The organism is Geodermatophilus sp. SYSU D00691, assembly GCF_054050275.1.
Genome location: NZ_JBJGYZ010000033.1, coordinates 1 through 17,103 on the forward strand (window position 1 = coordinate 1; position 17,103 = coordinate 17,103).

The 17,103-nt window shown below is 74.5% G+C and carries 13 protein-coding genes and 1 pseudogene; 3 read left to right on the forward strand and 11 right to left on the reverse strand.

Features of this window, described 5'->3' with window-relative positions; genetic code table 11:
* Nucleotides 1–239, forward strand: a 239-nt coding sequence (locus ACI797_RS21005; protein WP_456861032.1) for a transposase, incomplete at its 5' end; no start/stop codon positions are given.
* An 85-nt stretch (nt 240–324) separates the two neighbouring features.
* Here ACI797_RS21005 and ACI797_RS21010 read toward each other — a convergent pair.
* The 7 genes from ACI797_RS21010 to ACI797_RS21040 form a co-directional block, all read right to left on the reverse strand.
* Nucleotides 325–966, reverse strand: coding sequence for a LuxR C-terminal-related transcriptional regulator (locus tag ACI797_RS21010; protein WP_456861034.1), 642 nt, complete (start codon nt 964–966; stop codon nt 325–327).
* Entirely contained in the window at nt 918–2,168 is a 1,251-nt protein-coding gene (locus tag ACI797_RS21015) for a histidine kinase (protein ID WP_456861036.1), read from the reverse strand. The genes ACI797_RS21010 and ACI797_RS21015 overlap by 49 nt, the downstream gene beginning before the upstream one ends.
* A 53-nt stretch (nt 2,169–2,221) precedes the next feature.
* The gene (locus tag ACI797_RS21020; protein WP_456861038.1) at nt 2,222–3,571 is read right to left on the reverse strand and encodes an FtsX-like permease family protein; all 1,350 of its coding nucleotides are present in this window, start codon (nt 3,569–3,571) and stop codon (nt 2,222–2,224) included.
* Nucleotides 3,568–4,320, reverse strand: coding sequence for an ABC transporter ATP-binding protein (locus tag ACI797_RS21025; RefSeq protein ID WP_456861039.1), 753 nt, complete (start codon nt 4,318–4,320; stop codon nt 3,568–3,570). The genes ACI797_RS21020 and ACI797_RS21025 overlap by 4 nt, the downstream gene beginning before the upstream one ends.
* 126 nt (nt 4,321–4,446) lie before the next feature.
* Nucleotides 4,447–4,914: a group II truncated hemoglobin gene (locus ACI797_RS21030; protein ID WP_456861041.1), complete on the reverse strand. Its 468-nt coding sequence runs from the start codon at nt 4,912–4,914 to the stop codon at nt 4,447–4,449.
* A gap of 17 nt (nt 4,915–4,931) precedes the next feature.
* Nucleotides 4,932–6,056 (reverse strand): hypothetical protein, encoded by a 1,125-nt coding sequence (locus ACI797_RS21035; RefSeq protein ID WP_456861043.1) that lies wholly within the window; start codon nt 6,054–6,056, stop codon nt 4,932–4,934.
* Complete coding sequence (locus ACI797_RS21040) at nt 6,053–7,153, reverse strand: hypothetical protein (protein WP_456861046.1); 1,101 nt, start codon at nt 7,151–7,153, stop codon at nt 6,053–6,055. Before ACI797_RS21040 ends, ACI797_RS21035 begins: the two co-directional genes overlap by 4 nt.
* Nucleotides 7,154–7,239: 86 nt before the next feature.
* Between ACI797_RS21040 and ACI797_RS21045 the strand changes: the two genes are divergently transcribed.
* A complete protein-coding gene (locus tag ACI797_RS21045) occupies nt 7,240–8,103 on the forward strand; it encodes an alpha/beta fold hydrolase (protein WP_456861048.1) in 864 nt (287 codons plus the stop codon).
* A 4-nt stretch (nt 8,104–8,107) separates the two neighbouring features.
* Here ACI797_RS21045 and ACI797_RS21050 read toward each other — a convergent pair whose 3' ends face one another.
* The 4 genes and pseudogenes from ACI797_RS21050 to ACI797_RS21065 form a co-directional block, all read right to left on the reverse strand.
* Nucleotides 8,108–9,139: a hypothetical protein gene (locus ACI797_RS21050; protein WP_456861050.1), complete on the reverse strand. Its 1,032-nt coding sequence runs from the start codon at nt 9,137–9,139 to the stop codon at nt 8,108–8,110.
* Between the two features lie 71 nt (nt 9,140–9,210).
* Complete coding sequence (locus tag ACI797_RS21055) at nt 9,211–10,533, reverse strand: C40 family peptidase (protein ID WP_456861052.1); 1,323 nt, start codon at nt 10,531–10,533, stop codon at nt 9,211–9,213.
* A 154-nt stretch (nt 10,534–10,687) separates the two neighbouring features.
* Complete coding sequence (locus ACI797_RS21060; RefSeq protein ID WP_456861054.1) at nt 10,688–11,443, reverse strand: hypothetical protein; 756 nt, start codon at nt 11,441–11,443, stop codon at nt 10,688–10,690.
* Between the two features lie 410 nt (nt 11,444–11,853).
* Nucleotides 11,854–12,806 (reverse strand): annotated as a pseudogene (locus ACI797_RS21065) (IS481 family transposase).
* A 1,472-nt stretch (nt 12,807–14,278) separates the two neighbouring features.
* On the opposite strand from ACI797_RS21065, the gene ACI797_RS21070 reads away from it, so the two are divergent.
* Nucleotides 14,279–16,924, forward strand: a complete 2,646-nt coding sequence (locus ACI797_RS21070) for an ATP-binding protein (protein WP_456861056.1) — start codon at nt 14,279–14,281, stop codon at nt 16,922–16,924.
* Nucleotides 16,925–17,103 lie beyond the last annotated feature (179 nt).

The window sequence follows — 17,103 nt, forward strand, 5'->3', positions numbered from 1 at the left end:
CAGGCTTCCAGGTACTGCCGCGCCGATGGGTCGTCGAGCGCAGCTTCGGGTGGCTGACGAGGAGCAGGCGGTTGGCACGCGACTACGAGCGCAAGACCGAGCACGCCGAGGCCATGATCAAGGTCGCCATGATCCGGCTCATGGCCGCCCGGCTCACCGGACGGCACATCGAGCCGCACGGCCCCATCGAGACCGAGGCCGCCCGCCGCCTCGCCGAAGACCTCGACGAGCAGCAGTAGCCGATCAGTTACCCAACACCCTCTCAGGGGCGGCTCACGCTCCACGTTCGGCTCCTCGAGCGCATCTCGACGGAGCGTGACCCGGTCAGCCGCGGTCCTGCAGCCACCGCAGGACGGCGAGGACGCGGCGGTTGTCGTCGCCGGCCATCTCCAGGCCGAGCTTGGCGAAGATGTTGTTGATGTGCTTGCCCACGGCCTTCTCGGTGACCACGAGGGCCGCCGCGATGCCGGCGTTCGACCGGCCCTGCGCCATCAGCTCCAGCACCTCGCGCTCGCGCGGGGTCAGCGCGTCGGTGGCCCGGCGCCGGTCGGCCGCCGCCAGGACGGCGGAGACCACCTGCGGGTCGAGCACCGTCCCGCCGCCCGCCACCGAGTGCACCGCCGCGACGAACGAGCGGACGTCGCTCACCCGGTCCTTGAGCAGGTAGCCCACGGCTCCCTCCCCCGACGCCATCAGCTCGCGCGCGTACAGCTGCTCGACCCACTGGCTGAGCACGAGCACCGGGAACGCCGGCCGGGACCGGCGCAGCTCGACCGCCGCCACCAGCCCCTCGGTGGTGTGCGTCGGCGGCAGCCGCACGTCGAGGATCGCGACGTCGGCCCCGTCCAGCCGCTCGGCCAGCCCGAGCGCGTCGGGCAGCGCGTCGACGGAGATGTCGTGCGCCTCGAGGATGCGGGTCAGGCCGTCCCGGAGGAGGGCGTTGTCCTCGACGACGACAGCGCGCACGGCACCTCCACTCCCACCGTCGTCGGCCCGCCGGGCGGGCTGGACACCGTCAGCGTGCCGTCGAAGGCGTCGACCCGCCGGGCCACCCCGGCCAGCCCGGTCCCGGACGACGAGTCCGCTCCCCCGCCGCCGTCGTCGCCGACCACCGCGCGCAGCACGCCGTCCTCGTGGCCGAGCGACACCCACGCCCGCGACGCCCCGCTGTGCTTGACCACGTTCGCCAGCGCCTCGGCGACGGCGAAGTACACCGCGCTCTCCACCGGCGCCGGCGCCCGGCCGTCCAGCGTCGACGACACCGTCACCGGCACGGCGACGTCCAGCGCCAGCGCCTCCACCGCCCCGGCCAGCCCGCGGTCGGCCAGCACCGGCGGGTGCATGCCGCGCACCACGCTGCGCAGGTCCTCCAGCGCGGTGGTCGCGCCCAGCCGGGCCTCGGCCAGCAGCTCCTCGACCGCGTCGGGGTCGCTGCGCAGCAGCACCTCGGCCAGGCCCAGGTTCATGCCGAGCGAGGCGATCCGCGCCTGCACGCCGTCGTGCAGGTCGCGTTCGATGCGCCGCAGCTCGGCCGCGGCGGAGTCGACGGTGGCCGCCCGCGACGCCGTCACCCGCTCCACCTCGCGCTCCAGCTCGGCGGCCGGCGACCAGCCGAGCACGTGCGCGCCGGCCAGGAACCGCGGCCGCACCAGCAGCGGGGTGAGGATCCACCACAGCCCGGCCGCCGGGCCGGCGAGCAGCACCATCCACCACCACGCGCCGCCGAGCAGCCACGGCGCGGCCAGGTACCAGAACGGCAGAACCGTGAGGCCCACGACCACCGCCGACATCGCCAGGCCGCCGGTGCCGTCGTAGGCGAGGAACGAGTAGTCGCGCCAGCGGGTGCTGTCCCGCGCCCAGGCACCGAGCCGGCGCACCGGGTCGCGCGGCGCCGGCGCGTACCTCGCGGTGAGCTGGTGCCCCAGCACCCAGCCCGCCGCTCGCCGCTGCACCCCCGCGACGGCGGCGACCAGCGGCACCAGCCCCAGCAGCAGCACGCCGCCGACCACCGCCGGCGTCGTCGCGATCCCGATCGTGGTGACGGCGAAGAGCACCAGCGAGCCGACCGCTCCGATCAGCGACACCAGCGCCAGGCCGGCCAGCCGCAGCCGCTGCCGGAACGCGCCGCCGTCCACCGGCAGCAGACCGGGGAAGGCGACCGCGTCCACGGCCAGAGCGTCCCACCGCCCGGCGGGCGGTGGGACGCTCCCGGCCTGCTCGGTCATCCCAGCGAGGGGCGCAGCACCGGCCCCGCGACCGCCCGGCGGGTGGCCACCACCGCGGTCCCGAGGGCGACGACGACGGCGACCACGACGACGCCGAGGAGCAGCCACGGCGTGGTCGGCAGCCAGCCGTCGGTCTTGGCGATGCTGTACGGGATCACCGTGCCCAGCGCCGCCAGCACCCCGAAGACCAGCGCGGTGACCAGCAGCACGGCGGTCTCCGCGCCGGCCGTGGTGACCAGCTCGGCGCGGGTGACGCCGGCCAGCCGCTGCTGGGTGAACTCGCGCCGCCGGTCGGCGACCGCCGCCACCGTGCCGTTGACCACCATGATCGCGGCGAAGACGGCGATCATCCCGACGACGAGGTAGTTGATCAGCCCGACCGTGTCGCCGGTGAGGCTGTCGGCCGAGACGCTGTTCTCGATCTGCATCAGGTACAGCGTGCCGGTGGCCGGGCCGACGAAGACCAGCAGCGGCACCAGCACGCCGGCCAGGTCGTGGGCCCGCCGCCGGGCGTGCTGCACCGCCAGGTGGCCGGGGACGTCGGGCAGGGCCCGCCGGACCAGCGGCGCGGTCAGCGCGGCGACCGCCTGCAGCAGCAGGGGGGCGAACAGCGCCAGCCCGACCGACCAGTAGATCGACGCCGGCCCGGCGGTCTGCATCGCGGCGTACGGGTCGCTGCTGCTGCCCGTGACGGTGAGCGTCAGCACCGTGAAGGTCATCCCGGCGGAGAGGAAGACGCTGCCGGCGGTGATCCGCCAGGCGCCGAGCCGGTTGCGGCGCACGCGGCCGGCGGTGAGCGCCTCCTGCGCCGAGCCGCGGGTGGCCGACCGCGCGGCGAGCACCCCGGCGACGGCGCAGGCGAGCAGCACCGCGCCGAGCGCGCAGGTTAGGGTGAGCCAGCCGAGGGTGTGCGCGACGTCGTCGGCCACGAGCCCGCCCTCCTGCAGGAGGTCGAGCACGACCCGGCCGAGCAGCCAGCCGGGCAGGACGCCGGCCGCGGCCGCGACGACGGCGATGGTCACCGACTCGGCCAGCACCATCCGGCGCACCTGGCCGCGGGTGGCGGCGATCGTGCGCAGCAGCGCGAACTCATCGGCCCGCCGCCGCACGGTGAGCGCGAGCATCGAGGCCACCGAGAACAGCACGATGACCGTTCCCCAGCCGCCGACCACCGAGGCGATGGTCACCAGCGTCTCCCGGTCGACCGCGCTCACGCCGTCCTGCACGCCGCTCTCCAGCAGGGTCAGGAACGCGGTCAGCACGGCGGTGCCCAGCAGCACCGACAGCGCGGTCGCGACGAACGTCGTCCGGCGGGCGCGCAGCGACCGCCAGGCCAGGCCGGTCACCGGGCCACCGCCACCAGCTCGCCGAGGTGGGCCAGCTGCCCGGCGACGGCGTCGGGGGTCGGCCGGGCCATCGTGCCGACGACGCGGCCGTCGGCGAGGAAGACGACCTCGTCGGCGGTGGCGGCCGCGACCGGGTCGTGGGTGACCATGACGATCGTCTGGCCGCGCAGGTCGGCGGCGCCGCGCAGCAGCGCCAGCACCTCGCGGGCGGCGGCGCTGTCGAGGGCGCCGGTCGGCTCGTCGGCGAACAGCACGGCGGGCTGGGTGACCAGGGCGCGGGCGACCGCCACCCGCTGCTGCTGGCCGCCGGAGAGCTCGGCCGGCAGCCGGCGCTCGCGGCCCTCGAGCCCGACCGCGGCGAGCGCCTCGAGCACGTCGCGGCGGTCGACGCGCCGGCCGGCCAGCCGCAGCGGCAGCTCCACGTTCTGCTGCGCGGTCAGGTACGGCAGCAGGTTCAGGCCCTGGAAGACGAAGCCGAGGTTGCGCCGGCGGAAGCGGGTCAGCTGGTCCTCGCCGAGCCCGGTCAGCGGCAGCCCCTGCACGGTGACGGTGCCCTCGGTCGGCCGGTCCAGCCCGGCCGCGCAGTTGAGCAGCGTCGACTTGCCCGAGCCGGAGGGACCCATGACGGCGGTGAAGCTGCCGCGCGCCAGGGCCAGGTCGACGCCGTCCAGGGCCCGCACCTCGGTGCCCGGCCGGCCGTAGACCCGGGTGACGGCGGCGAGCTCCAGCGCGGCGGGTGGGTTGGTCATCTCGTCGTCCTCTCGTCCGCGGCGCGCCGGGAGGAGCACCGCCGCGGACGACGCTAGGGACGCGCGAGGCGCCGGGACATGGCGCTGACCAGCCTCTTCGCGGTGGGGAAAAGCCCACCCCCGCCGTCAGGGACGGTAGGGCGGGGCGACGCCCCAGCCCCACCGCGGCACCGGCGCGTGCTCCACGACGTCGGTCGCGTCGCCGGAGTTGTGCACCGCCAGCCGGGTGCCCCACTCCGCGTAGCCCATGATCGCCGCCCGGAACTCGGGGTCGTCGGGCAGCGCGACGTCGTCGGCCGCCCGGGACAGCAGGGTGACGAACCGCAGCCGCTGCTCGCCGCTGATGTGCAGGCCGCGGTGCTTGCCGAGCATGTGCTCGTAGCCGCCGAGCGAGGCGGTGTACTCGGCCGGCCCGCCCATCACCTCGCACCACCAGGTGACGACGTCGCGCCGGTGCTGCTCGCTGACCCGGCCGTGGAACACCGGCGCCAGCAGGTCGTCGGCCTCGACCAGGTCGTAGAACCGGCCCAGCCAGCGCTGGAAGGCCGGCCGGCCACCGGCCCACTCGTAGACGGTCGGGTCGTCGCTCGCCACGCGGTCAGCATGGCCCCTCAGCCGGGGTAGGCGTAGGTCCAGACCAGCGCGTCGTACCCGTCCTCGTAGGCGTCCCGCGCCCCGGTGCCGACGACCAGCAGCGCACCGTCGACGACCGTGGCCGCGGCCGCCGAGCCGTCCCCCGCCAGCACCTGCGGCTCGCCGACCTCGCCGCCGTCCAGGCCGACCGCGAGCAGGAACGGCTCCGGGCGGTCGGTGTCCTCCCCGCCCGAGCCGACGAGGAACGCCAGCCCCGCCTCGGGGTCGACCGCGAGGTCCCGGTACTCGCCCTGCGGGTACGCCTCGTCCGACTCCGGCAGCCGGGCCAGCCGCACCGGCTCCGCCGCGTCCGGCGCGAGGGAGTGCAGCTCCGGCCCCCCGCCCGCGTCCAGCAGGAAGTACAGCGTGCCGTCGGGCGCCACCGTGGCCATCCACGCGTCGCCCGGCAGCACGACCGGCTCGCCGGGCCCGCCGGAGAGGTCGGCCGGCATCCGCACCACGTGCGTCGTCCCGCCGTCGGCGAGGAACAGGACCAGCTCGTCGCCGTCCTCGCTGAGCACCCAGGAGGCCGGCAACGCGTCCAGCTCGTGGCGGTCCTCGACCGCGCCGGTCGCGGGGGCGAGCCGGACCAGCACCGGTCCGCCGTCGGCCGGGTCGAGCAGCGCGATCACGTCCCGGCCGTCGGGGGCCGGCACGGCGGACACGTCGGCGTACTCGTCCTCGAGGTGCAGCGGCGGGTCGACCGGCCGCGTCGCCACCGGCTCGACCTCGTCGGGGTGCCCGCCCGGCGGCACGACGGCGACCTGCAGCGCGGTGCCGTCGGGGTCGGCGGTCACCAGCGCGACCGAGCCGTCCGCCCGCACCACGCCGGCCAGCCCGTGGGCGACCAGCTGGCTGCGCGACACCACCTCCCCGTCGCGCACGCGGACGACGGCCGTCTCGTCCAGGCCGTTCTCGAAGACCACCCAGGTGCCGTCGTCCTGCACGGCGATGCCGGTGGCGTAGGTGATCCACTCGCCGCCCCACGGCTGGGACGGGACGGTCACGTCGGTCGAGCGGATCTCACCGGGGAGACCGTGCTCCCCCTCGGCGCTGCACGCGGCGGTCAGGAGCACGGCGGCGAGGAGGAGCAGCCGCCTCACGGGACGCTCCACAGCTGGGCGCGCCGCTCGCCGTCGTCGTCGTCCGCGGCCCCGGCGACGAACAGCGTCCCGCCGTCGGCGCCCGCCGCGAGCGCGGTGCCGCGCCCGCCGAGCGCTTGCGGCTCGGCGACCTCACCGCGGGCGACGTCGACCAGCGCGTAGGTCGGCACGCGCTCGGCGCCGGTGCGGGCGGCCACCAGCACGGTGGCGCCGTCGCCGGAGACGGCCAGCGCCGTCGGCTCGTCGTACGGCCCGTCGGCCAGGTCGGCGATCGCCACCGGGGTGCGCGCGCCGGCCGCGAGCCGCACCAGCACCGGTCCGCCCTCGGCGCCGGGGTCGGTGAGCAGGTACAGCTCGCCGTCCGGCCCGACGGCGGGCGGGGTCACCGGGTAGCCGTCCACCTCGACGGTCGGGGCGTCGGCGCCGTCCAGGCCCGGGCCGAGCCGCCACACCTGGGTGGTGAGGTCCGCCGTCTCGACGACGACGGTCACGGTGCCGCCGTCGCCGGAGGCCACGACACCGACCGGCCGGACGGTCGCCGTGCCCAGGGTGCGCGTGGCGACCACCCGCCCCGTCGCGACGTCGACGGCAAGCACCTGGGCCAGCGAGCCCACGTCGAGGTCGCGCTCGGTGAACGCGACGTAGAGCGTGCGGCCGTCGGGCGAGAGCGCCGTGGTGACCGGCTGCGCGTCGTCGAGGGCGGGGTCGGGGTCGACCGGCCGGGTCTCGTACGGGTCGTCCGCGTCGGCGGTGCCGGCGGGCGGGACGACGACGAGGAGGAGGTCGGACTGGCTGTCGTCGTCGGCGACGAGGAGGAACGACCCGTCCGGCAGCGCCTGCACGGCGTGGGCGGTGTCGTCGACGAACGTCTCCTGCGCCACCGCGCCGTCGCGCACCTGCGCCAGGCCCGAGTCGTAGCGGCCCTGCAGCAGGACGCCGACCGTGCCGTCCGGGCCGACGGCCACGCCGTCGGCCCAGGTCAGCCGCTCGAACGACACGTCCACGGCGGCGACGGCGGCCGCACCGGCCGGAGCGCAGGCGGACAGCAGCGCCGCGACGGCGAGGAGGGCCGGCGCGGCGGGCGATCGGGAGCTCACGCCGGTCACCGTGCGCCGGCGCGCTTGGGCGGCGGTTGCAGGTCGCTTGAGCGATGAGTTCCTGGTCAGCCGGGGGTCTGCAGTGCATGACGAGCACCCTCCAGACCCCCGAGGCGACCCTGGCCTACGACGTCCGCGGTCCGCTGCCGACCGCCGACGGCCGCCCGCCGCTGGTGCTGATCGCCGCGCCGATGGACGCCTCCGGCTTCGGCAGCCTGGCGTCCCACTTCCCCGACCGCACGGTGGTCACCTACGACCCCCGCGGCCTGGGCCGCAGCACCCGGCACGACGGCCGGCCCGAGCACACCCCCGAGCAGAACGCCGACGACGTCCACCGGGTCATCGCCGCGCTCGGCGCGGGACCGGTCGAGCTGTTCGCCAGCAGCGGCGGCGCGGTCAGCGCGCTGGCCCTGGTCGCCGCGCACCCCGGCGACGTGAGCACGCTCGTCGCGCACGAGCCCCCGCTGCTCGCGCTGCTGCCCGACGCCGACCGGGCGTTCGCCGCCGAGCGCGACGTGCAAGCGGCGTACCACGACAAGGGGTGGGGCACCGGCATGGCGGCGTTCATCGCGCTGACCTCGTGGCGGGGCGAGTTCACCGACGACTACGCCGCCGGGTCCGCGCCCGACCCCGCGGCCTTCGGCCTGCCGGTCGACGACGACGGCTCGCGGCAGGACCCGCTGCTGTCCGGCATCTCCAACGCCATCACCGCCTACCGCCCCGACCTGGCGGCGCTGCGCGCGGCGCCGACCCGGATCGTCGTCGCGGTCGGCGCCGAGTCCGACGGCCTGCTCACCGGGCGGACGTCGGTCGCGCTCGCCGAGGCGCTGGGGCAGGCGGCCGTGGTCTTCCCCGGCGGGCACGGCGGCTTCCTCGGCGGCGAGTTCGGCCAGCAGGGCGACCCGGAGGCGTTCGCGGTGCGGCTCCGCGAGGTGCTGTCGGCGGGGTGAGCGGTCAGCAGCCCGCCGCGGCGTAGCCGCTGACGGCGGGCCACGCGGACGGGGGCGTCGTCGGCCAGTCGTAGATCGAGACGCCGACGGCGCCCTGCTCCGCCGCGGCCCGCACCATCGCGGCGTAGTCCTCGGCGGTCTCCTGGACGTCGTAGCCGCCGACCACCGAGACCACCGCGCAGGGCTCGCCGAGGTGCTCGCGCACCCGGGTGATGTTCTCGGTGACGTACCAGTGCGGATCGGTGAACCCCTCCTCCGACCGGTTCGACCAGTACGCCATGGGCAGCCACACGTCGTAGAGGTCGCGCAGCTCCTGCCAGGGGAACTGCGGCCAGTAGGCGGTGTTGAGCACGTCGGTGACCACCGGCGGCAGCACGATCGCGCCCAGCTCGGCGTCGGGCAGCAGGGCGCGCAGCTGCTGGGACAGGTCGACCAGCGCCGCGTTGCGCGCGGCGAGCCCGGTCCCCTCGGTGAACTCGATGTCGACCGCGACCGCGTCGAACGTGTGCCCGTCGGCGGAGAAGCCGGCGATCTCCTGCAGCCGCCGCAGGTCGCCGGCCACGTCGGTGAAGCGCGGCAGGTACCAGGCGACGACCTGCATGCCGCGCTCGTGCGCCCGGGCGAGGAACTGGCCGAGCAGGTCGGTGCTCAGCAGGCCGGGGAAGCGCGGGTCGTCGGCGGCCGGCTGGAGGTAGAGCGTCTGCACGCCCGCGCCGGCCATCGCGTCGACGTCGGCCGGGGTGACCGGTGGCGCCGTCCCGCCGAACTCGCGGGTGAACCGGTAGCGGGACAGCCACGTCCCGACCCCGGCGTAGGGCGAGGGCCCGGCGTCCGGCGCGGGCTCGGGCTGCGCCGGCGGCCGGGACGGCGGGGTCGGCAGGGCGGTGACGTCGGCGCTCTCCCCCGTGCCGCACGGGCCGGTGCACGGCTCGCCGAGCGAGTCGGCGCGGATGCCCACGAACAGGGCGACCACCACCAGGAGTCCGAGCAGCAGCCCACCGCCCCGGTGGGCCGGCCGCCGCGAGTGCGCCCCCATGACCACCCCCTCCGCAGCATGAGGGGAGAACCGGCCGGGCGCCAGACGCCCCGCTCCCGCCGGCTGGCGGGTCAGGCGCTGGGGCGCGCCCCGCCGATGAAGCCCGACCAGCGCATCGAGGTGATGCGGACGGTCTTGCCGCTCTCGGGGGCCTCCAGGATCTGGTTGCCGCCCAGGTAGATCGCGACGTGGTGGATGGTCGCCGGGTTGCTGGTGTTGGTGGCCCAGAAGACCAGGTCACCGCGCTGCAGCTGGCTGCGCGACACCTTGGGCAGGCTCGTGTACTGGGCGCTGCTGTTGCGGGCGATGGAGATGCCGGCCTGGTGGTAGGCGAACCGCGTCAGCCCCGAGCAGTCGAAGCCGACGACGCCGGCGTCCACGCCCCAGCCCATGCTGGGGCCGGTGAGCGACCCGCCGCCCCAGGCGTAGCGGGTGCCGATCCAGCGCGACGCGGCGGCGATCGCCGTCTCGACGGCGGAGGACGACGGCGCGCCCGCGCCGGAGCCGCCCCCGGTGCCGCCGGAGCCGTTCCCGCTGCCGCCGGAGGGGGCCGGCGCCGGGTCGTCCTCCTCCTCCGCCGCGGCGGCGGCAGCGGCGGCGGCGGCAGCAGCCGCGGCGGCCGCGGCGGCGTCGCGGGCGGACTGGTCGGCCGCGGTGCGCTGGCCCTGCAGGGTGGCGAGGGTCTGCTGCGCGGCGTCGAGCTGCTGCTGGAGCTGGGCCTGCTGCGCCTCCACGGCGGCGGCCTGCCGGCGGGCTCCGGCCTCCAGCGCGGTGGCCTCGGCCAGCTGCTCCTCGGCCTCCTGCTTGAGCGCGTCGGCGGTGGCGAGCGCGGTCCGCGCGGTCCCGGCGGCCGCGGTGGCCTGCTGCTCCACCACGGTCACCCGGGTCAGGACGTCGCTGCGGTGGTCGCCGGCGGCGTCGAGCAGCGCGGCACGCTCGAGCATCTGCGCCGGGCTGCCGGAGTCGAGCAGGCTGACCAGCCCGGGGCTGGTGCTGCCGGACATGTAGCTGTCGCGCGCGAAGGCGGCGACGTCGGTGCGGGCGGCGGCGAGGTCGGTCTGCGCCTGCTGCGCGGCGGCATCGGCGGCCGCGGCCTCGGCCTGGGCCGTCTCGTACTCGGCCTGCGTGGCCTGGAACTCGTCGAGGGCGATGTTGGCGGCCGCGTGCGCGGCGTCGACCTGCGCCTCGGCGGCGGCGACCTGGGCGGCGAGCTGGCCGATCTGCGCCGCGACGGCGTCGGCGGCCTGCCGGGCGGCGGTGATCTCGCCGTCGGACGGGTTGCGCGGCGCCGCGGAGGCGACACCGGCGGACAGGCCGACGCCGAGCGCCGCGGCCACCAGCACACCGGCGGTCCTCGCCGCGCCGCGCCGTCCCCTGCCGTTGCCGATCCGCACCGGCCTCTCCCTCCGTCGTGCGCGACCCGCCTTTCTGCGAATTGCGCCGACAATGGGATCGACCCGTTCGGATGAATGCTTGAGAGCCTTTTTCTAAATGGCGGGGAGTCGCCGTGTCGACAAGCTGCGGCATCGCCTTTGTCGGGAGTGCAATTCAACGGAGAGCCGCGTCCACGTGCCGGAGCAGTTCGCCGACCCGCTCACCGCCGCTCGGGGCGGGCGGGTAGCACCGGAGGACGTCCACCACCACCGCACCGGCGACCATTCGGAACCGCGTGAGGGAGTTCGCGCCGACGGCGGGGTCGCCCTCTGCCGAGAGCTCGATCGCCCGGGCGGCGGAGGCGGCCGACCCGAGGACGTGCCGGACCTGGGTGTCCTTCGCCAGGGGGTGGAGGAAGGCCGCCCCGGCCGCGCGCGCGGCGGCGCTCGCCGCGGCCAGGCCGGCGTCGCGGGTCTCCCGGGCCGCCCGGTGCGCCGCCCAGGCGGTGCCGAAGGCGCGGCTCTGCTTGTGCCGGTTGATGCCGCACTCCACGGCGTGCCGCTGCTTGCAGCGCTCTCGGTCGAATGCCGGGGGTCGGCCGCCGGCTGAGCCCTTCGCCCGGCGATGGGCCAGCTGGTCGACCTTGTTCGGGATGGTTGCCCGGATACCGCGTCGGCGCAGATGGGCGCGGTTGCCGCGGCTGGAGTAGGCCCGATCGGCCAGCACTTCTTCCGGCCGGGTCCGGGGCCGTCCGCGCCCCGGTGGTCGCGGTACCAAGGATCGGCCGAGCGCATGATCGGCCGGCTCCCCGACCGGCGGCAGCACCTGCTGCTTGGGGTGGTGGCGGGCGCCGGCGGCGTGCTGATGGGCCCGGTCGACGGTGGCGTCCACCGACACCGTCCAGTCGATCACCCAGGCCTCGTCGGCCACCGCCTGCAGCGCGGTCTCGATGCCGGCCCACCGGCCGGCCAGCTGCCAGGCGCGGAAAAGCTCGTAGACGCACTGTCAGGTGCCATAGCGCTCGGGCACGTCCCGCCCCACGCGCAGTCGGTGCGGGTGCGGAACTGGATGCCGTCGATCAGCTGCCGCAAGGTCCAGCGGCGGGGGCGGCCCTCCGTGGCCTCCCCGAAAGCAGCGCGGCCAGGATCAGCCACTGCTCGTCGGTCAGGTCGTGGCGGGCACCGGCCGGTAGGCGGCCGTCCACGAGGTCTCCGTGGTGAGCTTCTTGGTCGTTGATCCCTCTACCGGAGACCTCGCCGACGTCCCGGCACCAACACGCGCCATCAGCGCTTCCGCCGACTTCTCAAACACGCCCTAGGTGTCGCGACCGGACAGGTTGTTCACGCGGCGAGGCGGCTGACCGGCGGGCGGCCTCCGAGGGCGGAGTGGCTCCGGGCAGTGTTGTAGTGCGCCAGCCAGCCGTCCAGCGCGGCGGTGCGCTCGTCGTTGCTCGTCCAGGCGGTGGCGTAGGCCCACTCGGTCTGCAGGGTGCGGTTGAACCGTTCGGCCTTGCCATTGGTCCAGGGCCGGCCGGGCTGGATGAACCGGCGGGCGATACCCAGCTGGCCGCAGGCGGTGATCCACGCCTTGCCGATCCGGTAGCTCTTGGCGTTGTCGGTCAGCACCCGGGCGATGGTCACGTCCCGGGCGGCGAACAGGCCGCCGCCCGGGTCAGGAAGCCGGCGCAGGTGGTCGTCCGCTCGTCGCCCAGCACCTCGGCGTAGGCCAGCCGGGTGTGGTCGTCGATGGCGACGTGCACGTAGTCCCAGCCCAGCCCGCGGCCGCGGACCTCCTCCCGCCGGCCATGGACGCGCCAGCCACCGCCGTCAGGCACCCGGCCCAGCTTCTTCACGTCGACGTGCAGCAGGTCACCGGGCCGGTCGCGCTCGTAGCGCAGCCGGCTGTGTCGCCGGCCGCGCAGCAGCTCGCCGGTGAGCCGGTCGACCTCGGCCAGCCGGGGCATGCCCGCCCGGCGCAGCACCGCCCCGATGGTGGAGGCGGCGATGCCCAGCAGCGCGGCCAACCGGACCGGGCCGGCATGGTGCGCCCGACGCGCGGCGAGAATCTCGGCGACCCGCTCGGGCACGGTCTTGCGTGGCATCCGATGCGGCCGCGAGGAGCGGTCGGCCAGCCCGGCCTCGCCCTCGGCGCGCCAGCGCCGCACCCACTTGTAGACCGTCTGCCGACTGATCCCCAGCTGCTTGGCCACCTCGCCGGGCCGGTGACCGGCCCGGACGCGGGCAACGATCAGCCTGCGGGCGAAGACAGTGGTGCGGGCATTAGCGTGGGCCACGGAGACCTCCGGTTGGGAATGGTGACGTCAAGCACCACCACTCCTTCCGGAGGTCTCCTTCGTGATCAAGCCACCACGCCGACTGTCAACAACGTCTGTGGTCGCGACACCTAGGGCACGATCCGTCGAGCGAGTACGTGCGCCGGATCGCTCGGGACGCCCGCGTTCTCTGGCAGAGGGTCCTGCCATCCCGAGACCGTGAACATCGGTCTTGGCGGCACCGCTACTGCGAACATGCAAAGTCCGTCCCGTTGTGAGCCCCCACGTTCCGATCCTCGACCGACTAGCCTGCCCCTACACCTGACGAGGACGGTCGGCCGGGGGAGTTCATGACCGCAGACGCCTTCTTCTTGACCGTGGGGGGATTCTCGCCAGTTTGACGGCCATCGCCTTCGCGAAGAGCCACCGAAGTGCAACTCCGCTGCTCGTGGCCACCATAGTCTGCGCTCTAGTCGCCACCGGGCTATGGATCGTCCTTCCACAAGAGGATGAGCAGCAAGGCGGCGGTGGAACCCGGGCCTCTGACACAAGCACTTCTGCGCCTGATGACTCGGCGGAAGCCCAAGTCCGACGCCTGCCCCGACTCCGACGCCCGCCACGACGACGTCCACCTCGACGACACAATTTTCGCCCACGACACACCGAGTACCACTTGCGAACTGGATTCCTGGCGGGCCATACGTGCGACAAGTCGGGGGGCGTCCCTCCACCGCAGCCCTCGGCCTTTCTGGCAGCACTGATGATGTCACTGTCGAGGACAGCACCTGTACCTCAATATCACTGCAAGCTGGTGTCGTGGACGTCCTCGGCGGTCAGAGCGGGAACTCCACCATCTCCTTGGAGGGCGAGCTCGGGTCATACGGCAGTATGACCGTTGAGCCAGGCGTCCCAGCTATCCCGGGCGGCCCCTTCCCAATGGAGCCGGGGGTGGTGCAGCTTTCCGTGAGAGGCGGAACTCTAGGCGTGGCGATAAACGGTGAGCTCATCTGCACGACTCCAAACGGCCACGCGCGCTGATTCTGAGATCACCACGCGCGCGGCGGGATCTTGCCGGTGCTCTCAAGGTTCGACTGAGGGTCCGCACGCTCACCACGTTCGGCAACGGCACGCGCAGCTCAGAGTGAATCCAGTGCACTGGTCGGCGGGTGAACGTCAGAGGCCGGAAGGCGCTAGATGCTCTGCAAGGGTGATCTCAGTCGGCCGCGAGCATCTCGATCGAGGCCGAGTTCGGGCCCTCAGATTGACGAATCCGCTCGGTATGCACCTCTCTGTGCCGGTACACACCCGGCACGCCGTCGTACCTCGACCCGGCGGCGAATGCGTCACGCGGGGAAGCGGATGCTGATATCGCGGTCGTTGTCCATAGTGTGCCCCTGCCCTCTCCGGGCGACGGCTCCCACGGGCGCGGTCGCCCTATCCTCTGGCCTACGGTCCGGCCGGCCGGCTGGCACCGAGGTCCTTGAGGGAGCACCGTGCCGCAGCAGCGTGCCGGGAGTCGGTCCGGGCGGACGGCCGGGGCGTCACTGCCCACGGGCACGGTCACCTTCCTGTTCACCGACATCGAGGGCTCCACGCGGCTGCTGCAGGAGGCCAGCAGGGCTTACGGCGACCTGCTCAGCGAGCATCGGCGGCTGTTGCGGGCGGCGTTCACCGCCCACGGGGGACGCGAGGTAGACACCCAAGGCGACTCGTTTTTCGTGGCCTTCCGGGGACCGGCGCAAGCGGTGGCCGCCGCGGTGGACGCTCAGCGCGCCCTCGCCGCCCACGAGTGGCCGCCGGAGGCGCCGGTGCGGGTGCGGATGGGGCTGCATACCGGTGAGGCGGTCGTGGTCGAGGGCTCCTATGTGAGCATCGCGGTCCACCGGGCGGCGCGGATCGCCGCTGCGGCGCATGGGGGTCAGGTGCTGCTGTCGGAGGCCACGGCGTCGCTGGTGCGGGACGAGCTGTCGGGGGGTGTCGGGCTGCGCGACCTGGGCGAGCACCGGCTCAAGGACTTCCCGGCACCCTCGCGGCTGTTCCAGCTGGTCGTGACGGGCCTGCCCGCCGACTTTCCGCCTCCGCTCAGTCTGGGCCGACGTCGGCAGGTTCTCAGTCCGCCGGGCAGCTTCGTCGGGCGGGAGAGCGACGTCGCGGCCGTCGTCGGGCGGCTGCGCGACCATCGGACCCGGCTGCTGACCCTCACTGGGCCCGGCGGGATCGGGAAGACCCGGCTCGCGGTGGAGGCCGCCCATCTGGTGGCCGCCGACCTCCCGGGCGGCGCGGTCTTCGTGACCTTGGCGGCGGTCACGGATCCGGCTCTCGTGGTCGGCGCGATCGCCGACGCCCTGGGCGCGCGACGAGAGCCGGGGGACGACGCCATCGCCGTCATCGCGGCGGCGCTGGGGGACGACCGAACGCTGGTGGTGCTGGACAACCTCGAACAGGTGGCGGGCGCCGCCGGCGACCTCGCCGACCTGGTGGAGCGGGTGCCTTCGGTGGTGCTGCTGGTGACCAGCCGGTCGCTGCTGAAGCTGCGGGTTGAGGAGCAGTTCCGGGTCCGGCCGCTGGACGAGGCGGCCGCCGTGCGCCTCTTCGCCGACCGGGCGGCCGCGGTCCGCCCGGTCTCCGGGTCGGCGGCGGACGAGCTGGCGATGGCCGAGATCGCCCGCCGGCTCGACGGCCTCCCGCTGGCCATCGAACTGGCCGCGGCACGGGCCCGGCTGCTCCCGCCGCAGGTCCTCCTCAAGCGGCTGCGCGGTCGGCTCGACGTTCTAGGCTACGGCCCGGTGGACCTGCCGGAACGGCAGCGCACCCTCCGGGCGACGATGAATTGGAGCCACGACCTTCTCCGACCGCACGAGCAGGCCCTCTTCGCCCGGCTCGCCGTGTTCGTCGGCGGGTGGGAGCTCGACGCTTTGGAGCGGGTCTGTGCTCGTTCGGACGAGCCAGACGTGCTGGACACCCTCGGCGCGCTCGTTGACGCGAGCCTCGTGGTCGTCGACGAGGCGGGACCCGAACCCCGGTTCTCCATGCTTGAGACCGTTCGAGGGGATGCCATGGAGCGGCTGGTCAGATCCCCGGATAAGGACCAGACCGAGACCGCACACACCCAGTGGATGTTGGCACTGACCGACGAACTGCTGCACTCCCGTGGCGACGACTACCGGTGCGCTCTGCATCGCATGGACCGCGAACGGGCCAACTACCGAGCCGCGGTGCAGCGCGTGCTTGCCGCGCGGGACCTGGCCGCGGCTGCCCGCCTCATCCGCGATGCCCTGGCCTACCTCGCGTTCCGGGACGCCGAGCCCGAAGTCGCCGCCTGGCTGGACCAGGCGCTGGCCGCTTCGGGCGAGGCGCCTCCGCCAGTCGTCGGGCGTCTCTTGGTCCTCCGAGCGGCCGCAGCCATGGCGCTCGGCGATCTGCCGGCAATCTCACCGCTCCTGCGCCGCGGTCGGCCGCTGATTCCCGATGGCCACGAGTACGACGTCGACCGCGCCCTCGTGGCCGTCGCCGAGATTGAAGACGGATTCGAGCGTGGGCTGGACGAGGCGGCGCGGGCCGTGCACGTGGCCCTCGACCGGTTCACGGCACTGGGCATGGAACTCGGCCAGGCAAGCATGCATCTTGCGGCCGCTGACATGGCACTCGCCCGCCGGGATCACGGCACGGCCGCCCACCACTACCACGCTGCAGCCGACCTCGCGGAGACGGTGGGTGAGGAGGCAATGCTGGGGCGGGCCTTGAGCATGCTCGGCCTCACCCAGCTCGACCTCGGCGATCACGCCGCGGCTCGACGCTCGATAGTGGCCGGGGCCCTGGCCAACCAGCGCGCCGGCCAGCAGACGAGCATGGCCTACTCCCTCGAGGGACTCGCCTCGCTCGCCCTGGCCGAGCGGCGGCCGGCCGTCGCGGCCCGATCACTCGCCGCCGCGGCCGCCGCCCGGGGACGAAACGCCCGCCTCCTCACGCCGGCCCTTCCCCCGCTGATCGAGCAGATCGTCACCCGGTGCCGGGAGCTCCTTGGTCAGGACGCCTTCGAGCTGGCGTGGACCGAGGGGGAACGCTCGACGCTCCATCAGGCGCTGGAACAGACGCTGCAGGAGCTGTCCGAGCCGGCCGCACCCCACCCGACGGGTTGACCGCGGGCCGCGCTCATGGCGGCCAGGAAGCCGTACCTCTCTCGGCACGACGAACGACGGGAAGCCTGCAGCGCGGCGCCTGAGGCACACCGCATCAGATCTCGTACACGCCGCCGGCGAGATGCGTCCGCGGCTGGCTACCGCTCGGGTCTGTCCGCCAGCCGATCGCGGTCCCCCCG

Bases quoted from the DNA above. Each gene is read 5' to 3' on its own strand.
- ACI797_RS21025 (WP_456861039.1), bottom strand. From the start codon at position 4,320: ATGACCAACCCACCCGCCGCGCTGGAGCTCGCCGCCGTCACCCGGGTC.
- ACI797_RS21045 (WP_456861048.1), top strand. From the start codon at position 7,240: ATGACGAGCACCCTCCAGACCCCCGAGGCGACCCTGGCCTACGACGTC.
- ACI797_RS21050 (WP_456861050.1), bottom strand. From the start codon at position 9,139: ATGGGGGCGCACTCGCGGCGGCCGGCCCACCGGGGCGGTGGGCTGCTG.